The organism is Aeromonas sp. QDB34 (genome assembly GCF_027705405.1).
Lineage (GTDB): Bacteria > Pseudomonadota > Gammaproteobacteria > Enterobacterales > Aeromonadaceae > Aeromonas > Aeromonas hydrophila.
Genome location: NZ_JAPDBT010000001.1, coordinates 12383 through 32405, shown reverse-complemented (window position 1 = coordinate 32405; position 20023 = coordinate 12383). Strand labels below are relative to the sequence as shown.

18 protein-coding genes and 1 other RNA gene are annotated in these 20023 nt (G+C 61.6%); 6 read left to right on the top strand and 13 right to left on the bottom strand.

Translation table 11 applies throughout. The features are described from left to right. Positions 1-68: 68 nt before the first annotated feature. The 3 genes from arsD to OKC29_RS00150 all read right to left on the bottom strand — a co-directional run bounded on the left by arsD (position 69) and on the right by OKC29_RS00150 (position 1252). Positions 69-497 (bottom strand): arsenite efflux transporter metallochaperone ArsD, encoded by a 429-nt coding sequence (gene arsD / locus OKC29_RS00160; RefSeq protein ID WP_049049116.1) that lies wholly within the window; start codon positions 495-497, stop codon positions 69-71. Positions 498-500: 3 nt separating this feature from the next. Further along, positions 501-869, bottom strand: coding sequence for an ArsR/SmtB family transcription factor (locus OKC29_RS00155; RefSeq protein ID WP_049049137.1), 369 nt, complete (start codon positions 867-869; stop codon positions 501-503). A gap of 86 nt (positions 870-955) precedes the next feature. Further along, a complete protein-coding gene (locus tag OKC29_RS00150; RefSeq protein ID WP_011705611.1) occupies positions 956-1252 on the bottom strand; it encodes an ArsR/SmtB family transcription factor in 297 nt (98 codons plus the stop codon). A 106-nt stretch (positions 1253-1358) separates the two neighbouring features. On the opposite strand from OKC29_RS00150, the gene OKC29_RS00145 reads away from it, so the two are divergent. After that, the gene (locus tag OKC29_RS00145; RefSeq protein WP_073352403.1) at positions 1359-2432 is read left to right on the top strand and encodes a permease; all 1074 of its coding nucleotides are present in this window, start codon (positions 1359-1361) and stop codon (positions 2430-2432) included. 114 nt (positions 2433-2546) lie between these two features. Here the strand turns inward: OKC29_RS00145 and gcvP are convergent, their stop codons facing one another. The 6 genes from gcvP to OKC29_RS00115 form a co-directional block, all read right to left on the bottom strand. Beyond that, positions 2547-5423, bottom strand: coding sequence for an aminomethyl-transferring glycine dehydrogenase (gene gcvP, locus OKC29_RS00140; RefSeq protein WP_073349773.1), 2877 nt, complete (start codon positions 5421-5423; stop codon positions 2547-2549). 252 nt (positions 5424-5675) lie between these two features. Beyond that, entirely contained in the window at positions 5676-6065 is a 390-nt protein-coding gene (gene gcvH, locus OKC29_RS00135; RefSeq protein ID WP_010634317.1) for a glycine cleavage system protein GcvH, read from the bottom strand. Between the two features lie 105 nt (positions 6066-6170). Then, positions 6171-7268: a glycine cleavage system aminomethyltransferase GcvT gene (gcvT, locus tag OKC29_RS00130; protein WP_016350379.1), complete on the bottom strand. Its 1098-nt coding sequence runs from the start codon at positions 7266-7268 to the stop codon at positions 6171-6173. 476 nt (positions 7269-7744) lie between these two features. Continuing rightward, on the bottom strand, positions 7745-8980 hold the full coding sequence (locus OKC29_RS00125) for an FAD-dependent 2-octaprenylphenol hydroxylase (protein ID WP_162275659.1): 1236 nt from the start codon (positions 8978-8980) through the stop codon (positions 7745-7747). 87 nt (positions 8981-9067) lie between these two features. Further along, a complete protein-coding gene (gene ubiH / locus OKC29_RS00120; RefSeq protein WP_073349762.1) occupies positions 9068-10285 on the bottom strand; it encodes a 2-octaprenyl-6-methoxyphenyl hydroxylase in 1218 nt (405 codons plus the stop codon). Between the two features lie 183 nt (positions 10286-10468). Next, positions 10469-11038, bottom strand: coding sequence for a UPF0149 family protein (locus OKC29_RS00115; RefSeq protein WP_011705605.1), 570 nt, complete (start codon positions 11036-11038; stop codon positions 10469-10471). A gap of 173 nt (positions 11039-11211) precedes the next feature. On the opposite strand from OKC29_RS00115, the gene zapA reads away from it, so the two are divergent. Together zapA and ssrS are read left to right on the top strand one after the other, a co-directional pair. Further along, positions 11212-11544, top strand: a complete 333-nt coding sequence (gene zapA, locus OKC29_RS00110) for a cell division protein ZapA (RefSeq protein ID WP_016350376.1) — start codon at positions 11212-11214, stop codon at positions 11542-11544. 16 nt (positions 11545-11560) lie between these two features. Continuing rightward, positions 11561-11743, top strand: a non-coding RNA gene (gene ssrS, locus OKC29_RS00105) — 6S RNA. 159 nt (positions 11744-11902) lie between these two features. Here the strand turns inward: ssrS and emrD are convergent. From emrD to OKC29_RS00090, 3 genes are all read right to left on the bottom strand, one after another. Continuing rightward, positions 11903-13102 carry a multidrug efflux MFS transporter EmrD gene (gene emrD, locus OKC29_RS00100; protein ID WP_016350375.1) on the bottom strand — a complete coding sequence of 400 codons (1200 nt, stop codon included), beginning with the start codon at positions 13100-13102 and terminating at the stop codon, positions 11903-11905. 250 nt (positions 13103-13352) lie between these two features. Next, the gene (locus OKC29_RS00095; RefSeq protein ID WP_011705602.1) at positions 13353-14015 is read right to left on the bottom strand and encodes a glutathione S-transferase family protein; all 663 of its coding nucleotides are present in this window, start codon (positions 14013-14015) and stop codon (positions 13353-13355) included. Positions 14016-14206: 191 nt separating this feature from the next. After that, positions 14207-14662 carry a hypothetical protein gene (locus tag OKC29_RS00090; protein WP_011705601.1) on the bottom strand — a complete coding sequence of 152 codons (456 nt, stop codon included), beginning with the start codon at positions 14660-14662 and terminating at the stop codon, positions 14207-14209. Between the two features lie 201 nt (positions 14663-14863). On the opposite strand from OKC29_RS00090, the gene suhB reads away from it, so the two are divergent. After that, positions 14864-15667, top strand: coding sequence for an inositol-1-monophosphatase (gene suhB / locus OKC29_RS00085; RefSeq protein WP_016350372.1), 804 nt, complete (start codon positions 14864-14866; stop codon positions 15665-15667). Positions 15668-16123: 456 nt separating this feature from the next. Here suhB and OKC29_RS00080 read toward each other — a convergent pair whose 3' ends face one another. Continuing rightward, positions 16124-17755, bottom strand: coding sequence for a methyl-accepting chemotaxis protein (locus OKC29_RS00080; RefSeq protein WP_162275658.1), 1632 nt, complete (start codon positions 17753-17755; stop codon positions 16124-16126). A gap of 377 nt (positions 17756-18132) precedes the next feature. Here OKC29_RS00080 and OKC29_RS00075 point away from each other — a divergent pair, with 377 nt between their 5' ends. Together OKC29_RS00075 and OKC29_RS00070 are read left to right on the top strand one after the other, a co-directional pair. Continuing rightward, complete coding sequence (locus OKC29_RS00075) at positions 18133-19065, top strand: ZIP family metal transporter (RefSeq protein ID WP_073352401.1); 933 nt, start codon at positions 18133-18135, stop codon at positions 19063-19065. A gap of 94 nt (positions 19066-19159) precedes the next feature. Further along, positions 19160-19918, top strand: coding sequence for a substrate-binding periplasmic protein (locus OKC29_RS00070; protein WP_073349758.1), 759 nt, complete (start codon positions 19160-19162; stop codon positions 19916-19918). The last annotated feature ends 105 nt before the right edge of the window (positions 19919-20023 follow it).

The window sequence follows — 20023 nt, the reverse complement described above, 5'->3', positions numbered from 1 at the left end:
GAGAGACTCCTATCAGGAATAACGAGACAATTGGCCGAACAGAGTACTTGCCAGCCAGGCGATGGCGCCTAGCAGCAACCACTGCTGCCGGAGCAGCATCCACTCTTGACGATCCCTTTGATGGCACCGGCTTTGTTGAGCTCGGCTGCTGGCTGTTCACCTTCGGCACCATCACTTTCTGGTGCTTTCGGTAGCTCCAGTCCTGCATAGCGGATCAATTCAGCGCGGCTGGGATAGCGACCGGTGAGTACCACCTGGCCATCGACCAGCGTCACCGGTAATCCTTCTTCCCCGGACAGTTCCAGGAAGGAAGCCACTGCCGGGGTCTCGGCGAATACCAGAGGTTGCTGAGCCAGATTGAACCGGAACAGTGACGCCCCCTGCTGCTTGAGCCACTCGGCATCGCCAGCGAAGGTCACCAGATTTTGGTCAATGTCTGTGCCACAGACGCCGCTGGAGCAGCACAGGGCCGGGTCAAAAACCTGTATCAGTCTCATGGCCTACTCCTTATTGCAGCATGGCTGCGCAGGCAATACATGGGGTGAGCAGCCAGACTCAGCCCTCATCACCCCGCAGGCTTCCGGATGACCGGCGCAGCACTCTTCGGTGAGATAACCGATCAAATCGAGCATCAGGGGAATGTTGGCGCGATAGCGTAAAAAGCGCCCCTCCTGCTCCACCGAGAGCAAGCCCGCATGCAGCATGGCTTTCAGATGAAATGAAAGCGTGTTAGGAGCAATGTCGAGCTCGCTGGCCAACTGGCCGGCGACTTGCCCTTCCAGCCCGGCCTTGACCAGCAGGCGCCATACATCGAGGCGGATGCCGGACGACAGAGACTCGAAGACTTTAGTAGCAATATCTTTATTCATGTGAACCTCTATCAATCACCCCATCATTACAACTATACAAGAATAGTTGAAATGATCAAGGCGGCTTGGTACTGCCGTGAATCTGTTCAGGTTGAGCGACCGTTTACACAACACTCTTCACGGAAAAACGCGATGATCTCTTCCAGCACGTCGTATTGTGAGACGCACAGCAGGGTACGACTCTCCCGGTTCTGCTTGACCAGACCAACCGAGACCAGCGCGGCAATGTGGTGGCTTAGGGTCGATGCGGGAATCGCGAGCTGCTTTTGCAAGTCTCCAACAGGCAAGCCTTGCTCCCCCGCTTTGACCAAATGCTTGAAAATGAACAAACGAGTCGGATGACCCAGCTCTTTCAATGCCTTGGCAACCTCTTCCAATTGCATAGCTCACTCCTCTCGAGAACGTATATTTCGATAATACCAGAAATATCTTGACCGCCCCAATGATTCGATTATTTTGGAAATATAGTAAATCAAACAGGACATGAAGATGAATGACTGGTTAACCATGCTGACAGATGCATCTCAGATGTTTTTGTTCCTGGCCTTCGAGCTTTCTGTGCTGTTCCTGGTGATCAGTACCGGGGTCAGCTTGATCCGCCAGAAGATACCTGACACCAAAATCCAGGCCATGCTGGGGGCACGAAAAGGCAGAGGCTATTTTATTTCAGCAGCACTTGGCGCATTGACCCCTTTTTGCAGTTGCTCAACCATCCCTATGCTGCGTGGACTCTTGTCTGCCAAAGCCGGTTTTGGGCCAACCCTGACTTTCCTGTTTGTCTCACCGCTGCTCAACCCCATCATCGTCGGCCTGATGTGGGCCACCTTCGGCTGGCAAGTGACCGTCTTGTATGTCGTGATTGCAGCAGGCGTTTCTGTGCTGGCGAGTATGTTGCTGGACATGCTGGGGTTTGAGCGTCATGTCATTGACCCCAAAGAGGCCAAGCAAAGTAGCTGCGGCACCGGTTGTAACACCACGACACAAGAACCTGCCAGTGTGAGCGCAACAGCTTGCTGCTCAAGCAATGCAATCAAGTCCATCAAACCGCTAAAGGCTCAGACATCCTGCTGTACTGCGCAAGCCGATGAGGCCGCATCAACTGTCTCTTGCTGCGCAGATGGCACTGCGGCTCTGACTCAGGCCCCAGTCATTCCCACTGCCTTCGCCAAAGCGCGTCTTGATGCCTGGCAACAATTCAAAGACGTGCTTCCTTACTTGTTGCTGGGGGTGCTGATAGGGTCATTTATCTACGGTTTCATCCCCGCCGAATGGATAGCGGCCCACGCCGGGGCAGACAACCCGCTGGCGATCCCGTTCAGCGCCATCGTGGGTATTCCGCTCTATATCCGGGCAGAAGCCGTTATCCCGCTTGCATCAGTACTGATGAGTAAAGGGATGGGTATGGGGGCCGTGATGGCGCTGATTATCGGTAGCGCAGGAGCCAGCCTGACCGAGGTGATCCTGCTCAAGTCGATGTTCAGAACCCCTATGATTGCGGCGTTCCTGACCGTCATACTGGGGATGGCCGTCATGATGGGCTACTTGACACAGTGGCTTCTCTAAACCGCCCCAGCACTCAATCACTCACAACCGCTATCAACGACACAAAAGAAAAATGCCCTGCGATTGCAGGGCATTGTTGGTTTCCAACTTGAATGGCCGTGATCAGTGAGCCACTTACTTGGCGTAATCCTCGGTCGGGATGCAGGAGCAGAACAGGTTGCGATCGCCGTAGACGTCGTCGATGCGGTTGACCGACGGCCACAGCTTGGCGGCGCGCACGGCGTCCGACGGGAACACCGCCTCGGCGCGGCTGTAGCCACGGGACCACTCTGCGTCCATCACGTCATCCTGGGTGTGCGGCGCATGGACCAGCGGGTTGTCGGTGAGGCTCCACTGCCCATCCTGCACCTTGGCAATCTCGGCGCGAATGGCGGTCATCGCCTCGACGAAACGGTCCAGCTCGCGCTTGGATTCCGACTCGGTCGGCTCGACCATCAGGGTACCCGCTACCGGGAAGCTCATGGTCGGCGCGTGGAAGCCGTAGTCCATCAGCCGCTTGGCCACGTCCATCTCGCTGATGCCAGAGGCTTCTTTGAGCGGGCGGATATCCAGGATGCACTCGTGAGCCACCCGACCGTTGCGGCCGGAATAGAGCACCGGGAAGGATTCACCCAGCTTCTTGGCCAGGTAGTTGGCGTTGAGGATGGCCACCTGGGTGGATTTCTTCAGCCCCTCGTCTCCCAGCATGGCGATGTACATCCAGCTGATGGGCAGGATGCTGGCCGAGCCGAACGGTGCCGCCGACACGGCGCCGTTGTTGCGGCTCTCCTTGTCGGTCTTGACCACGGCGTGACCGGCCACAAACGGCGCCAGGTGCTTCTTCACGCCGATGGGGCCCATGCCCGGGCCGCCACCGCCATGAGGAATGGCGAAGGTCTTGTGCAGGTTGAGGTGGGACACGTCCGCCCCGATAAAGCCTGGCGCCGTGAGGCCCACCTGGGCGTTCATGTTGGCGCCGTCCAGATAGACCTGACCACCGTGCTGGTGAACGATGTCGCACACCTCCTTGATGGTCTCCTCGTACACCCCGTGGGTGGAGGGGTAGGTCACCATCAGACAGGAGAGCTGATCCCCCGCCTCGGCGGCCTTGGCGCGCAAGTCATCCAGATCCACGTTACCCGATTTATCACAGGCGGTGACGATGACCCGCAGGCCCGCCATCTGGGCGGAGGCCGGGTTGGTACCGTGAGCGGACGCCGGAATCAGGCAGATGTCGCGATGCCCCTCGCCGCGGGACTCGTGGTACTTCTTGATGGCGAGCAGACCGGCGTATTCGCCCTGCGCCCCGGAGTTGGGCTGCATGCAGACCGCATCATAACCGGTCACCTTCACCAGCCAGTTTTCAAGGTCGGCCAGCAGCAGCTGATAGCCTTTGGCCTGGGCCAGCGGGGCGAACGGGTGCAGCTTGCCAAACTCGGGCCAGGTCACCGGGATCATCTCGGCGGTGGCGTTGAGCTTCATGGTGCAGGAGCCCAAGGAGATCATGGCGTAGTTGAGGGCCAGATCCTTGGCTTCGAGACGGTGGATGTAGCGCAGCATCTCGGTCTCGGAGTGGTACTTGTTGAACACCTCGTGGGTCAGCACGGCGTCGGTGCGCAGCAGATCCTGCGGGATGGCGTGATGGGCCTGGGCCGCCTTGTCGAGGGCCTCGATGTCCAGACCGTGGCCTGCCCCCAGGAACAGTTCGAACAGCTCGGCCACATCGCCACGGGTGGTGGTTTCAGAGAACGACACGCCCACCGCACCGTCCAGATCCGCGCGCAGGTTGATGCCGAGCCCCTCGGCCTTGGCGATCAGCTCTGATTTGCCCGTGGTCAGCACGGTCAGGGTATCGAACCAGCTGGCATGCTTGAGGGCCACACCCTTGGCCTTGAGGCCGAGCGCCAGAATGGTGGTCAGACGGTGCACGCGGGAGGCGATGGTTTTCAGTCCCACCGGGCCGTGGTAGACGGCGTAGAAGCTCGCCATGTTGGCCAGCAGCACCTGAGCGGTACAGATGTTGGAGTTGGCCTTCTCGCGGCGGATGTGCTGCTCGCGGGTCTGCATCGCCATACGCAGGGCGGCCTTGCCACGGGCATCCTTGGAGACGCCGATGATGCGGCCCGGCATGGAGCGCTTGTAGGCATCGCGAGTGGCAAAGAAAGCAGCGTGGGGGCCACCGTAGCCCATGGGTACGCCGAAGCGCTGGGCCGAGCCCAGCACCACGTCGGCACCCAGCTCGCCCGGGGATTTGAGCAGCAGCAGGGAGAGCAGGTCGGCGCTGACGCAGGCCAGCCCTTTCTGGGCCTGCACCGCGGCGATGAGGGCCCGCAGATCTTTCACTTCACCCGTGGTGGTGGGGTACTGGAACAGGGCACCGAACACCTCTTCGGCGCAGGCCTGCGCGGCCGGGCCGACGGCCACGTCAAAGCCGAAGTGAACCGCCCGCTCCTTGACCACGTCGATCACCTGCGGGTGCACGTCGTCGGCCACGAAGAAGAGGTTGGATTTGGACTTGGCCATCCGCTTGGCCAGCGCCATCGCCTCGGCGGCGGCGGTCGCCTCATCCAGCAGGGAGGCACTGGCCAGATCCATGCCGGTCAAGTCCAGGGTCAGCTGCTGGAAGTTGAGCAGGGCTTCGAGACGGCCCTGCGCCAGCTCGGGCTGGTACGGGGTGTAGGCGGTATACCAGCCCGGATTTTCCAGCACGTTGCGCAGGATGACGTGGGGTACATGGGTATCGTGATAGCCCATGCCGATGTAGCTCTTGGCGACCTTGTTCTGGGCCGCATAGCCCTTGAGCTTGGCCAGCGCTTCCATCTCGGTCATGGAGGCGCCGATGCCGAGCGGACCCGGCCGGCGAATGGCGGCGGGGACAGTCTGCTCAATCAGATCATCCAGGCTCTCGGCGCCCACCACGGCCAGCAGGGCGCGCAGATCTTCCTCACCCGGCCCGATGTGACGGCGGATGAAATCGGTTTTTTGCTCGAGTTCAAACAGTGACTGGGTCATTTCCCTATTCCTGATAAAAAGTCCTGATAACAAAGTGTCTGACAGCCGACCTCGGCCGGCTTCACTCATGTTCGGCTGGCAGGGTGGCCCCTGCCGGCACCGGATGTCGCTCATAGCGACAGGGGGTCGTCTTGCGGCTGACCGGTTTGCCGCAGGCAAACCGGTGCGGACGACTTCACCCTCGCCGGTCGGCCTCCTGGCCGACGGGCACCTATACAAGCGGGCCCTGCGCATTGGCAGGGCCCGGGGGCATTACTCTTCGTCCACCACGTTCTGGTAGCCTTCGGCATCCAGCAGGTTGGCGAGCTCGCCCGCGTCGTCCAGCTTGATGCGGAACAGCCAGCCGGCACCGTAGGGGTCGGAGTTGACCAGCTCGGGGCTGCCTTCCAGCTCTTCGTTGACGGCCAGGATCTCGCCGCTCACCGGGCTGTAGATGTCAGAGGCGGCCTTGACCGACTCGGCCACGGCGCAGTCATCACCGGCACCAACCTGCTTGCCCACTTCCGGCAGATCGACGAACACCATGTCACCCAGCAGCTCCTGGGCGTGCTCGGTGATGCCGACCACGGCCTCGCCGTTGGCTTCGACACGGATCCACTCGTGGGAGGTGGCATATTTCAGTTCGCTCGGGATATGGCTCATTTGTGCTTCCTTTATTCACTTGGATCACTTGTCCCGGCGCGTTCGACAGACGTTGCCGGGGCAAGGGGGTCTGGCGAAGGGCAGCCCCTTCGCCGCAATGGGTCGTTACACCAGCTTCTGGCCGTTGCGCACGAAAGCCGGCTTGGTCACTTTGACGGTGACCAGTTTCTTGCGGATCTCCACCGAGGCCTGTTCGCCAATATCACGGGGCACCCGCGCCAACGCAATACTGTACCCCAGGGTGGGCGAGAAAGAGCCGGAGGTGATCACACCTTCCCGCTCTTCTCCAGCGGCGGTGGTGAAGGTGACCGGCATGCCGCTGCGCAGCACGCCCTTCTCTTCCATCACCAGGCCCACCAGCTTGGGCTGGCTGCCGGCGGCTTTCTGGGCTTCCAGCGCGGCGCGGCCGATGAACTGGCGATCGCTCGGTTCCCAGGCAATGGTCCAGGCCATGTTGGCGGCAAGGGGAGAGACGGTTTCGTCCATGTCCTGGCCGTAGAGGTTCATGCCAGCCTCGAGGCGCAGGGTGTCACGGGCACCCAGGCCGCAGGGGGCCACGCCGTTGTCCAGCAGCGCCTGCCACAGATCGCACGCCTGCTCTTGCGGCACCACGATCTCGTAGCCATCTTCACCGGTGTAGCCGGTGGTGGCGATGAAGAGCTCGCCGGCCTGCACGCCGAAGAAGGGCTTCATGCCTTCCACTGCGGCATTTTGCTCGGCGCTGAACACCTTGGCCGCCTTGGCCTTGGCGTTGGGGCCCTGCACCGCGATCATGGCGAGCTCGGGGCGCTCGGTCACGGTCACCCCGAAGTCCTGGGCGTGGTGGCGGATCCAGGCCAGATCCTTCTCGCGGGTGGCGGAGTTGACCACCAGGCGGTAGAAGGTCTCGCCAAGGTAATAGGTGATGAGGTCATCGATGACACCGCCTTCCGGGGTCAGCATGCCGCTATAGAGGGCCTTGCCGAAGACGGTGAGCTTGGCCACGTCGTTGGCCAGCAGGTGTTGCAGGAAGGCTTTGACCCGCTCGCCGGTCAAATCGACGATGGTCATGTGGGAGACGTCGAACATGCCGGCATCGGTGCGCACCTGATGGTGCTCTTCCAGCTGTGAGCCGTAGTTGATGGGCATTTCCCAACCGTGGAAGTCCACCATCTTGGCGCCGGCTTCCAGGTGCTTGGGATGCAGTACTGTAGTCTGGATCATCGCTGTGTTTCCTTAAGCGTTCGCGACAACACTCACGCATTGCTCGCCCGGCAACCACCATGGTTGTCTACCTGGGTGGCAGCAAGCGACGTGCCTAAGTCTGTGCTCGTTCCGGCCCCGCAGGGCAAGAGTGATTCCTTGAACGCAGCGGATTATAAGCCAAGCGGACGCGCATGCCGCTCAAAAAAAACTAATCCACCGCCAGTAAACAGACCCCAGACACTAAGGTAAAAACAGAGATAAAAACAGACCAAACCTGGTAATGGCGATATTAAATTTCGATTTTTACCGTTTCGTCACAATTTGGAGAAAAACGTTTCGCTGACCACCCAGATTAAAGGCTGATGCCCAAACCGGGTCATCAGCCTCATCACATTAGTTTTGTTGTGAAAACAGCCGGGTATTATTAGATTTTTTCACCCTTGGTCAGGGCGGGCAGCTCGCCTTCCAGCCCCATGGCGGCCCGGATCACCCTCTTACTTCGGCCGGGTCGGCAAATTGTTCCCCTTGGCCAGGGCCGGCAACTCACCCTCTAACCCCATGGCGGCCCGGATCACGCTTTGCTTGAGCGGCGTCAGCAGATCGAAGGCGCACAGCCCGGCCCCACGCACCAGCTTCTTGAGCGGATTGGCACCGGCGAACAGTCGCTTGAGCCCCTCCATCGCCGCCAGCATGCTGGCCGCCTCGCTCTTGCGCCAGCGCTCATAGCCGCGCAGGTTGGCGAGCCGGCCGATGTCCTTGCCCGCCGCCTGATTGCGCAGGATCTGCTCGGCCAGGGCGGCGGCATCCAGCAACCCCAGGTTGACCCCCTGCCCCGCCAACGGGTGGATGGTGTGAGCGGCATCCCCCACCAGCACCAGCCGCTCGCGGGCAAAGTCGCGGGCATAGCGGGCGGTGAGCGGGATGGCGCTGCGCGCCCCTGCCACCTTGCACAGGCCGAGGCGGCCGTCGAACGCGGTGGTGAGCTGGCGGTTGAATTGCTCTTCATCACACTGACAGAGCGCCTCGGCACGAGCCGCTGGCACCGACCAGACGATGGAGCAGAGATCCGGTTGCCACAGGGGCAGGAAGGCGAGCGGCCCCTCGGGAGTGAAGATCTGACGCGCCACCGCCTCATGCGGCTCGGCACAACGCACCGTCGCCACCAGCGCGTGATGGCCGTAATCCCAGCTGGTGAGCGGGATATCGGCCTGCCGGCGCACCCAGGAGTGGGCGCCATCGGCCGCCACCACCAGCTTGGCCGACAGCGCGCGGCCATCTTCCAGCAGCAGGAGCGACCCCGCCTCGCCGCTTTGCAGGCTGCTCGCCCGGGCCGGGCTCAGCAGCTGGATGTTGTCGCCATCGAGAATCGCCTCCAGCAGCGCCAGCTGGATGACCCGGTTCTCGACGATGTGGCCGAGCTCGGGCTGGCGCAGGCTGGCGGCATCAAACGCGATCCGGCCAAAGCTGTCCTGCTCCCACACCTCCATCTGCCCGTAGGGCTGCAGGCGGCGGGCCTCGATCCCGCGCCAGGCGCCCACCTGCTGCAGGATGCGCTGACTGGCCAGACTCAAGGCACTGACCCGGTTGTCCGGCGCCTCGTCAAGCGCGGGCTCCGGCAGCTGCCCCTCGATCACGGCGACCTTGAGCGCACTTCCCTTGAGCGCGGCGGCGAGCCCCAGGCCCACCATGCCGCCCCCCACAATCACCACATCCACGTTTTGCATCTGCATCGTTTATATCCTTTCAGGGCTGATCGCGGGATCAGCGAGGGCACGCCCGAAGGCGCACCCGTTCAATACCCATGACGTCACCTCGCCTCAGGGGCGGCACACATCGGCGACAAAGCCCAGGGTGCGGGAGGCCAGCGGCGCCTTGAGGCAGCTCAGCCGCCCCATCAGGGAGAGCGCCAGGTTGCGACCTGCCACCAGCGGGTCATGATCATTGGAGAAGAGCTGGGCCAGCGAGGAGGTGAGCCAGACCGTCTGGGCCTGATCCCCCTTGCGCTGCTGCCAGTAGCCGCTGAGCACCTCAAAGCTGCCGATATCCTCCCCCGCCGTCAGCGCCCGGCCCACCGCCTGGGTGAGCAGGTCCAGATCGCGCATGCCGAGGTTGAAGCCCTGACCGGCGATGGGATGCAGCAGATGGGCGGCGTTGCCCACCAGTACGGTGCGCTGGGCCAGCGGGTAGTCGGCCACCGTCAGCACCAGCGGATAGACGTGGCGCTGGCCGGTTTGCAGGAAACGGCCGAGGCGCCAGCCGAAGGACTGCTGCAGGCGGGCCAGAAACGCGGCGTCATCGAGCGCCATCAAGGCCGGCGCCTCATCCCGCGCCACGCTCCAGACCAGGGAGGAGAGCCCGCCCTGCATCGGCAGCAGGGCCAGCGGCCCCCCTTGGGTGAAACGCTCGAAAGCCCGCCCGGCCGGGTCTTCGGCCGTCTTGACGGTGGCGATGATGGCGCTCTGACCGTAGTCGTGACGGGTCACCGCCAGCTTGCACTGCTGGCGCACGAAGGAGTTGCCACCATCGGCCGCCACCAGCAGGTGGGTCTGATAACGCCCGCCGCCGGCCAGGGTCAGGTTCACCCCTTCCGCCAATGGCTCCACGTGTTCGAGCTGGGCCGGACACAGCATGCGGATCTGCGGGCAGGCGGCAATCGCCTGCTGCAACGCAATGCCCGCCGCCGACAGCTCGATCACCTGGCCAAGGGCTGGCAGGCCATACTCCGCCGCCGTCAAGCCGGCCTGGCCGAAGTGGCCCCGATCCGACACATGAATCTGGCTGATGGGGCTGCAATGGGGAGCAAAACAGGACCAGAGCCCGTGCCGGGCCAGCGCCTCGCAGGTGCCGGCGGAGAGCGCGATGGCGCGGGCATCGAAGCCGGGATGCGCATTGAGCTCGGGGGCGCTCGCCTCCAGCAGCAGGATCTGCAGGGGCTTGGGCCCTGGCAGGGCCGCGAGGGAGAGCGCCAGCACGGCGCCGCTCATTCCACCACCGACGATGGCCACATCGACGTGGTTCAGATCAGATTGAGACATGAGATGAGGGGAAAGACTGAAAACGTGGGGTCATGCTAACACAAAGCGTGGGGTCGGGATGCGAAGCCACGGGCAAAAAAGCGCAGTCCCTGTCGTCACTTGCCTCATCACGGCGGGTCGGCGCTGGCGAAGTCCAGATGTAAAAAGAGCGCCACCAGGCGCTCTTTATCAAGTTCGGCCGACTCAGTGCAGGGTCGGCGGCGTGCTCGGGGCATCCGGCCGCTTGCCGAACTCCTCGAAGCTCATCATCACCCCGAGGCGCACGTGCTCGTAGAGCACCAGGAAGGAAGCTTCGTTCTCTTCATCTTCCTGATCGAACTCGGCGGAGACCTGGGTGATGCTGGCGATATCCTGGATCATCTCCTGCAGCTCTTCGGAAGCCTTGGAGAGCTCCTGCTGCACCACACCGAAACCGGCCAGGAAGGCCTGGGACCAATCCACCAGCGAGTCGATGCGCTCGTCAAGCGGCGCTTCGTCGCTTGGCAGCAGCAGCTCGACCCCTTTCTGGGCCATCAGGCTCTCGATCACCTGGTGATAGAGATCGGTCATCACCTGGCGCACCGGGGCCGGCAGACCGAAACCGTCGTTGACCAGATCATTGAAATGGGGCAGCCAGCTCTTGTCGTCCAGTGCCACACCACCGCACACCAGACCGCAGATCACGCCATGGGCCTCTACAGCCGTCGCCATCAGCTCATGCTGCTCCATCAGGTCGGCCACGGCCGCGTATTTCAGGGGGTTCGTTTTGCTCATCGAAGATCCGCTCAAAGTTCAGGCAAATATGCAGAATTAATGGTCAGGATCCTAGCATTCTCCCCCTTCCAGAGCCAGCAAGGCCTTGAAACTTCTGCATCTGCGCTATATAGTCCCGCCCAGTTGTCCACGTGGATAAAGGCGGAAATCAGCTCCGCCGTATTGAGGAAGGCATGAGCACAGAGGCCGTAGAAATCGTCATTTTGGGACGTCCCTACAAGGTATCCTGTCCCCTGGGACAGCAGGATGCCCTGCGCCAGGCCGCCGACCAGCTGACTGATAAACTCATCGAGCTGCGTCAACGCTCCAAGGTCTCCAGCAACGAACAGCTGGCGGTGATGGCAGCGCTCAATTTTTGCCATGAGCTCTGCCTTGAAAAAGAGAAAAATCACCAATACTCTGAGACCATGGACAAGCGGATCAAGATGCTGCAACGCACCATCGAAGCGGCCTTGATCGAGCACGGACAATATGGCGAATCCAGCGACGAAGGCCTGCAGCCCTAATCGTCCACCGTTTTAAAATTCCCTGGGGTGTTTGTCAGCCGGTTCAAGTCCCCGAGCCGATATTCATACCAAACAGGGGATCTGCCTTCTGGCTATTGCGCATGCTCGGCACGACCGAGAAGCCTGCGGTCAGATCCGATCCCCGCCTTGAACCGACGGTTCAAGGGCCCAAACCGGCAACGGCATCTCCGGGGTACCAACAGCAAAAAGCCCGTCACCAACGTGACGGGCTTTTTCTTTATCTCCTGCGCCATCCCTCTCCCCTGCCGCTGCAACCCTTCGGCAATGCCCGTAGCGCCAGCCACAGCGGTCCATAAAAAACCCGCCGGCTTGGGCGGGTCTTTTCTATGCGCTCGGCTCAGACAGCCATCTGTTGATGGGGTGAGCCGTGGTGGCGCAACCAGAGGAAGCTCAGCGCCACGATCAGCACCATCAGTGTCATGATGGCCCCCAGGGTCACCTGCCCTTCCATCGGGAAGCAGGCTGCCAGCAGCGTCACGATACCGGCCCCCAGGTTCTGCATGCCGCCGAGGATGGCACCGGCGGTGCCCGCCTGACCCGGGAAGGGTTCGATGGCACAAGAGGTAGCGGTCGGATAGAGAATGCCGCTGCCGATAAAGTAGACGGCGGCGCCGCCGACCAGGGAGGCAGCACTCACAACCCCGAACAGACCCGGCAGCAGGATGATCAACGACCCCAGCGCCAGGAAGACGATGCCAAGGCGCATCAGTTTGCCCTGGCTCAGACGAAAACTGAGCTTGGCAGAGAGCCAGGCACCGAACAGGTAACCGGGCAGCGGCAGCACGAACAGCACGCTGACGGTGCGGGCACTCAACTTGAGCACATCGCCGAGCAGCACGCCGGCCGCCGCCTCGAACACCGCCAGGCCGGCAAAAGTCGCCATCAGGCAGAGCAGGTTGCCCTGAAAGCGCGGATTGCCGAGTACGTGGCGATAGGCGGCACCGACTCGCAGCGGCTGTTGGCGTGCGGTCGCCGGCAGCGTCTCAGCAAACCAGGCCAGCAGCGCCAGGGTCGTTACCGCACCGAAACCGAACAGGAACCAGTACCCGGCACGCCAGTTGAACAGCTCGGTCAACCAGCCGCCCAGCACCGGCGCCAACAGCGGGGAGAAGATCACCCCCATGCTCACCAGGCTGTTGGCCCGGTTGAGCTCGGCGCCGCTGTAGCGATCGCGCATCACGGTCCGGCTCATGGCGCCACCCGCTCCGGTGCCCAGCCCCTGAATGAAGCTGCCCACCAGCAGCGCCATGAAGCTTGGGATCAACTGAATGGTCAGGGTGCCCACCAGAAACACCATCATGCCGATCAGCAGGATGGGGCGACGGCCGATGCGATCCGACAGCGGGCCGTAAACAAACTGGGAGAGCCCGTACGGGATCAGGTAACAGGCCATCACCGCCTGCAACTGGCCGGAGGCCACGTTGAAGTCCCCCGCCATCATGGGAATGGAGGGCACATACAGGGTCTGGGTCATCTGGCCCACAGCGACCATCAGAATGGTCAGAAAAAACAGCGGATAAAAACTGTGCCGATACATATCTCAGTCCCGAAAATCATCAAAAAGCTGCCGCACCCCTGGCAGAAACCTGCAGAGGGGATCCAAAAACACAGAGTCAATCAAAGGTGAAAATACAAGGCGGAGAACCCGCACCGGCCGGGAGCAGGACACTCCCTAGGCTTGCGGTGATCTTAGTGATTCAGATCACGAAAAACGAACGAATCTTTATAATCAGCTTTCCCTAGTTTTTCTAATGTGACGGGGTTTTTAGTCCCGTCAGCAATAAAAATCAACGCGTTACCATCTGCTGGGCCTGTTTGACCAGATCCTCCGGCTTCTCGTTGCGCGGCGGTATGGTGATCCCCTTCTGGCAGGCGGGCTTCTCTGCCATCCGGTCCATCCAGGCTTGCAGATGCGGCAACCCCTCGATGGAGATGCCGCTCCAGTCATGAATGCGCACCCAGGGCCAGGTAGCGATGTCGGCGATGCTGTACTCGTCGGCCAGATATTCGTGATGGGCCAGATGGCTGTCGAGCACCTCGAACAGACGGCGCCCCTCCTTCTGGTAGCGCTCGATGGCGGCCGGGATCTTCTCCGGGAAGTAGCGATAGAAGACGTTGGCCTGCCCCATCATGGGACCGACCCCGCCCATCTGGAACATCAGCCACTGGATGGCCTGGGAGCGGCGCTTGGGATCTGCCGGCAGCAACTTGCCCGCCTTCTCCGCCAGATAAAGCAGGATGGCGCCGGACTCGAACACGGCGAAGTCACCATTATCCCGATCGACGATGGCCGGGATACGGCCGTTGGGGTTGATGGCCAGAAACTCGGGCTTCTTCTGATCCAGCGCCGACAGATCGAGCGGGATCACCCGGTAGGGCAAGCCCAGCTCTTCCAGGGCAATCGCCACCTTGAAGCCGTTGGGCGTAGCGGCGGTGTAAAAATCGATCATCATGAACTCCTTGTGATTCACACATTGGTGCAGAGACGGCCACAGCCTCGCTCATGCGAGACGACAACGGACACAGAGCGGATGCCGCACCGGCATTTGCTCCGATGCCGGCATGGCAAAGCGGCACAATACTGGTCAGTTATGACAAATATTGTGCCGCTTGAACAGCCCGGACGCAGGGAGGAGCGTGACTAGTTGCACAGCCCCATGGGTTGGCGCTGGCGCAGCAGGATCAGGCGGGACAAGAGCGGGAAGTAGGACTCCAGTTTGCTCAGCAGCACCCGGCTGCAGGCGGGATCGGCGAGTTCCGACTCTTCCAGCACGATGCCGTTTGAGACGAAGTAGAAGCGCGGGTCACGCACGTCCGGCCCCTGAATGGTGAGGGTTGCATCGCCTTTGCGCATCAGCAGCGGTAACACCGGCAAGCCGAATGTATCGCTGTTGCGCTGCCAGGCAAATTCCGGCCAGGCCGCGTCGCCATCGAGCAGCAAGATCGCCGCCTCTTCCTTGCCTGGCTGCCATTGGCAAGGCTGGGCAATGCTCACTTCGTTGAAGTAGTCGCCATATCCGGTCGATGCGCGCAAGGCAGCCAGCAGCCCCTGAGTAGTGATTGCCGACGGTTTTTGACTGACTAATGACAAATTCATGATCCACGTCCCTATGCTCAATGCAGCCTGTTATTCGGCTGCTGCCCATAAGACTAGACCAAAAGGAGCCTATATTGGAGCCGTCAGATCTGGCAGTCGCCAAGGCTAGGAGGATGGCGTATAACGGTTGCCATTCTCGCGAAGACTGGTATGATACCGCGTCCTTTTATTCCCCGTTCTTTAACATCCAGTGGTGAACCTATGCATCCGATGCTGAATATCGCCGTGCGCGCTGCGCGCAACGCCGGTCAAGTAGTAGTAAAAGCCTTCTCTCAACCCGAGAACATCGAGGTTATCCAGAAAGGCAGCAATGACTTCGTGACCAACGTTGACCGTGAAGCCGAAGCGGCCATCATTCACACCATCAAGAAATCTTACCCGGAACACAGCATCGTGGCTGAAGAGTCTGGTGAGATTACCGGTACCAATCCGGACTACCAATGGATCATTGACCCACTGGATGGCACGACCAACCTGGTCAAAGGCATTCCGCACTTTGCCGTCTCCATCGCCCTGCGCGTGAAGGGCAAGACTGAACAAGCCGTTGTTTACGATCCGATCCGTGACGAGCTGTTTACTGCTACCCGTGGTAGTGGTGCCCAGCTGAACGGTTATCGCATCCGTGTCGGCAAGGCCAAAGAGCTGGCCGGTACCATCCTGGCCACCGGTTTCCCGTTCAAGCAGAAGCACCACATCGAGCCGTACCTGAAGATGTTCCAGAGCATGTTCATCGAGTGTGCCGACATCCGTCGTGCCGGCTCTGCGGCGCTGGATCTGGCCTACGTGGCTGCCGGTCGCGTCGACGGTTTCTGGGAAATCGGCTTGAAGCCCTGGGATACCGCAGCCGGTGAGCTGCTGGCCAAAGAGGCCGGCGCCATCGTCACCGACTTCGTCGGTGGTCACAACTACGAAAACTCCGGCAACATCGTGGTTGCCAACCCGCGCGTTCTGAAAGAGATGCTCGGCAAGATCCGTGAGAATCTGCCGGAGTCCCTGGCCAAATAAGCCAGCCTCGCGCAGCACACGTACCACAAACCCGGCCCAGGCCGGGTTTTTTATGGCCGTCAGCAAGGGAAGCGTGCCAATCTGCGTCATATCCCTACACGTCATTGCCCTACCTATCCCATCGGTGTGGCTGCATCCGTTGCCCAACCAAGGCGGCCTTTGTAGATATCTCGTCAACACGGCAAGAGGATGCCCCCCCTTCGAACCAGAACCAGCTCTGCGCCACCACCCGGCCTCCTCCCTCAGGCGGCTCTCGGACCACCCCGGCTGCTAGCTTCTGCCATCGCAGACTTGCGGCGCCGTTCACCGAACCCGTGTTGTTATCCCTTCATTGCAAACCACATGACCTAGAAAGTTGCCGCCAGCCAATAACAAACAACCCGGCCAGAGCCGGGTTGTTTGGGTGCCTGCCAATGCAGACAGCGGTTGCGGCACCCTCTCTGGCGCGCAGCAGCATTACGCCAGGCGGAAACGGCCGATGGTCTGACGCAGACCGGCGGCCAGCTGGCTCAGCTCCAGGCAGGCGCGGGCGGTATGATCGGCCCCAACGGCGACCTCGTTGGAGGATTCATTGATCCGCTCCACGTTGCGACCCAGCTCATCGGAGACCGCATCCTGCTCGCCGCAGGCGCTGGCAATTTGAATGGCCATGTCGGCGATCTGGGCCACCGCCTCTTCAATCTGCTGGATGCCATTGCTGGTCTGCTCGCACTGCTCCACGCACTGGCGGATCATCTCGCAGCTCTGGCCGGTCACCTCTTTGGCCTGGTTGGCACGTGCCTGCAGGGTTTCGATGATGGCAACGATCTCGCCGGTGGAAGCCTGGGTGCGACCCGCCAGGGTACGTACCTCGTCGGCCACCACCGCAAAGCCGCGGCCCTGCTCACCGGCGCGGGCAGCCTCGATGGCGGCGTTCAGAGCCAGCAGGTTGGTCTGATCGGCAATGCCGCGGATCACATCCACCACCACGTTGATCTGGGCGGATTCACGCTCCAGCTCGGTGACCAGGGTGCCCGCCTGTTCAATCTCCTCGGCAACCCGGGTAATGGACATCAGCGAGCTCTGCACATCCTGATTGCCACGGCGTGCCAAGGCATTGGCGGAGCTGGCCGACTCGGACGCGGTCTCGGTGTTGCCTGTCACATCGGCCACGGTGGCCTTCATCTGGGCCATGGCGGTGGCGACCAGCGAGATCTCCTGCTGCTGGCTCTGGATCCCCTGTGCCGACTGCTCGGAGACGGCGCTCACCTCTTCAATGGCGGCACCCAGCTGAGTCACAGCCGCCACCACCTCTTCAATCAGGCCACGCAGGTTGTCCTGCATCTTGAGGGAGGCCTTGGCCAGCATGCCCAGCTCGTCGCGACCGATGTGCTGGCGATCCAGCTGATGGGTCAGATCACCGGCGGCGATGGCGTTGGCCTGCGCCACCACGGCCTGCAGCGGCAGGCAGATCTGGCGAGTCAGGAACCAGGTCATGGCCACCATGAACAGCAGCAGGCTGCCGATGCTCACCATGGCAAAACTGGTCACCATGTTGACGCTGCCAAGCAGGCTGCCACGGTTCTCTTTCACAAAGCCCAGATTCACTTCCACCAGACCGTTGACCGCCTGCTCCAGCTCGCCATAAATGGGGTTGGACTGGAACAGCTGATCCTTGGCCTGGGCCAGCTGACCCTGCACCAGCAGTTGATCCACCACATTGACCGAGTTCAGATAGCGTTGCCACTCCTGCTTGGCGCGGTTGAACACCTGGCGCTCATGGTCGGCACCAACCGTGGCCTCATAGGCACGAAAGGCCTGCTCGACTTTCTGGACGCTGGCCTGGATCCGGCCGCGACGGGCCTGCAGATCAGTGGCGTCATCCACCATCAGCAGGGCAAACTGGGCACGGCGCACGTAGGATACGTCGTAGAGCAGGTTCTCGACCGAGAGCACGCTCGGCAGGGTGGAGTCGGTAAAATTCAGCACGCGATCGCGCACGCCGCGCAGCTCGCTGGAGAGAAAAATACCGAATATCACGTTGACGGCGGCAATGACCGCAAAGACCACGGCAATCTTTTTGCCGATAGACAGATTTTTGTAAAACATGGTGGCTGGTGATCCTCGACTGCTGACAAGCAGGTGCACAGTGGCGATCACATCCGTATGAACTGGTAACCCGGGCTTTCCTGGCGGGAGATGGGACGTAGCGAAAGACCAAGGGAAGGGTGGGTTTCGCGAGGGCGGCACTTTACCACAAACCTGCCTACTCCTTCACCAGCTTTCGCCGCAACAAAGCAAGTTGTTTTTCCGTACAACCCGATCTTCATCACAAACTATTCAAGGCGACCAAATCATTTCAAATAGTTAGCCGATGAATGCAATCGATGCGCCGGCATGGACAAGTCAGGCCCGGCTCGCTGTAATGCAAGAGTCCCCGGATGGCGCCTCGCCGTCCCCGCCATCAAGCAAGAGAGGTGATCTTCATGGATAACGCGTCGGCCCTGCCCCTTTCCTCCTGGTCTGCCCAGCTGCGCGAGCAACTGCGGGCACGCCCGGTGATCGCCATCGGCCTGCTCGTTGCACTGGCGGCCGTCGTGCTGTTGCTGCTGCAGAGCCTGGTGATGCTGGCCGCCGGCGACATCAGCCCCGGCGTTCGCTACGGCCTGCTCGGCGGTCTGGCCGGCTTTGCCGCCACCGCGCTCGGCGCCTTGCCTGCCCTCTTTCTGCGTTCGGTCCCCCAGCGGGTGGAGGACAGCATGCTGGGCTTTGCCGCCGGCATGATGCTGGCGGCCAGCGCCTTCTCCCTGCTGCTGCCGGGGCTTGAGGCGGCAGAGGGGATCACCGGCGACGGCTTTCTCGCCGCCGCCGTGGTGGTGACAGGCATGACCCTCGGGGTGCTGCTGATGCTGGGGCTCGATCAATTCACCCCCCATGAGCATGACAAGACCGGCCCCTGTGGTCCCGGTCACCAGAGCTGCTCCCGGGTCTGGCTGTTCGTGTTTGCCATCGCCCTGCACAACCTGCCGGAGGGGATGGCCATCGGGGTGAGCTTCTCCCAGGGTGACATGTCGGTGGGTCTGCCGCTCACCACCGCCATCGCGTTGCAGGACATACCGGAAGGGCTGGCGGTGGCGCTCGCCATGTGCGCCGCCGGTTTTCGCCCCGGCAAAGCCGTGCTGGTCGCCATCGGCAGCGGTCTGCTTGAGCCGCTCGGGGCCCTGCTCGGTGTCGGCCTCTCCAGCGGGCTGGCCATCGCCTATCCCATCGGCCTCGGGCTGGCCGCCGGTGCCATGCTGTTCGTGGTCTCCCACGAGGTGATCCCCGAGACTCACCGCAACGGCCACCAGACCCACGCCACCCTGGGCCTGATGGCCGGGTTTGCCTTGATGATGACCCTCGATACGGCGCTTGGTTGATAAGATTCTGATATATGGCGTAATGTTTCAGCACTAGCGCCGTGACATCGGCGGGCAACGTCGCATTTCCCCACGCATTGAGGGCCAGCATGACATGATATTCCGAGTGATGGTGCTGGGTTGTCTGCTGGCAGTCGCTCACCGGGCCGTCTCTGCCACCGAAATCTATCGCACGGCGGCGCAGCCCGAATCCGCTCCCAAATACACCCAGATGGCGGATGGCCGCATCGGAGGATTCTGCGTCGAGCTGTTTCGACTGCTGGAGCGCCAGGAGCCCGCCCTGCGCATCCAGGGCGATCAGCGCTTTGTGCCCCTCAAGCGACTGGAGAAGCAGGTGCGTTTCGGCCAGCTCGACTTCATCTGCGGCGTGGGCGACAACCCGGATCGTCGCAACCACTTCCTCTATCTGCAGCCCCCCATCTTCACCGTACGCTACCACCTCGCGGTGCGCAGCGATGATCCAATCGAGATCCGTCAGTGGGACGACGTCAGGGCCCTTGGTGAAGAGGGCATCATCCTCATCAATCACGGCAGCGGCGCCATCGAACGGCTACAGGCCCTGCAGGGACTCATCATCGACAGCGGCGGGATCAGCAGTGCCGCCAATTACGACAAGCTGCTGATGAAACGAGGGCGCTTCGTCTACTACCGCTCACCCGGCTTCGAGGCCGACCTGCTGCGCCACCATCTGAGCGGCCAAATTCGCATCCTCCCCACCGCCATGGAAACCATTCCCTTCTATATCCTGTTTTACCAGCGCACCTCCCCTGCCCGGCTGGCCCTGTTCGCCAATGCCCTGCAACGGCTGGCAGACAGCGGCGAGCTGGCTAACCTGGCCAAGCGCTACCCTTAAGCCCCCTTCACATCGCGCTGCATCGGAATGCTCGGCGCCATCGCCAACTTTTGTTATGATCCACAACAACTTATTCGGCCGCATGGCCATCAAGACGAGGTGAGT

Bases quoted from the DNA above. Each gene is read 5' to 3' on its own strand.
- OKC29_RS00115 (WP_011705605.1), bottom strand. From the start codon at position 11,038: ATGAGCAAAACGAACCCCCTGAAATACGCGGCCGTGGCCGACCTGATG.
- OKC29_RS00145 (WP_073352403.1), top strand. From the start codon at position 1,359: ATGAATGACTGGTTAACCATGCTGACAGATGCATCTCAGATGTTTTTG.
- OKC29_RS00150 (WP_011705611.1), bottom strand. From the start codon at position 1,252: ATGCAATTGGAAGAGGTTGCCAAGGCATTGAAAGAGCTGGGTCATCCG.
- suhB (WP_016350372.1), top strand. From the start codon at position 14,864: ATGCATCCGATGCTGAATATCGCCGTGCGCGCTGCGCGCAACGCCGGT.
- OKC29_RS00125 (WP_162275659.1), bottom strand. From the start codon at position 8,980: ATGCAGATGCAAAACGTGGATGTGGTGATTGTGGGGGGCGGCATGGTG.
- emrD (WP_016350375.1), bottom strand. From the start codon at position 13,102: ATGTATCGGCACAGTTTTTATCCGCTGTTTTTTCTGACCATTCTGATG.
- arsD (WP_049049116.1), bottom strand. From the start codon at position 497: ATGAGACTGATACAGGTTTTTGACCCGGCCCTGTGCTGCTCCAGCGGC.
- OKC29_RS00080 (WP_162275658.1), bottom strand. From the start codon at position 17,755: ATGTTTTACAAAAATCTGTCTATCGGCAAAAAGATTGCCGTGGTCTTT.
- OKC29_RS00075 (WP_073352401.1), top strand. From the start codon at position 18,133: ATGGATAACGCGTCGGCCCTGCCCCTTTCCTCCTGGTCTGCCCAGCTG.
- OKC29_RS00070 (WP_073349758.1), top strand. From the start codon at position 19,160: ATGATATTCCGAGTGATGGTGCTGGGTTGTCTGCTGGCAGTCGCTCAC.
- OKC29_RS00090 (WP_011705601.1), bottom strand. From the start codon at position 14,662: ATGAATTTGTCATTAGTCAGTCAAAAACCGTCGGCAATCACTACTCAG.
- OKC29_RS00095 (WP_011705602.1), bottom strand. From the start codon at position 14,015: ATGATCGATTTTTACACCGCCGCTACGCCCAACGGCTTCAAGGTGGCG.
- zapA (WP_016350376.1), top strand. From the start codon at position 11,212: ATGAGCACAGAGGCCGTAGAAATCGTCATTTTGGGACGTCCCTACAAG.
- gcvH (WP_010634317.1), bottom strand. From the start codon at position 6,065: ATGAGCCATATCCCGAGCGAACTGAAATATGCCACCTCCCACGAGTGG.
- gcvP (WP_073349773.1), bottom strand. From the start codon at position 5,423: ATGACCCAGTCACTGTTTGAACTCGAGCAAAAAACCGATTTCATCCGC.
- gcvT (WP_016350379.1), bottom strand. From the start codon at position 7,268: ATGATCCAGACTACAGTACTGCATCCCAAGCACCTGGAAGCCGGCGCC.
- ubiH (WP_073349762.1), bottom strand. From the start codon at position 10,285: ATGTCTCAATCTGATCTGAACCACGTCGATGTGGCCATCGTCGGTGGT.
- OKC29_RS00155 (WP_049049137.1), bottom strand. From the start codon at position 869: ATGAATAAAGATATTGCTACTAAAGTCTTCGAGTCTCTGTCGTCCGGC.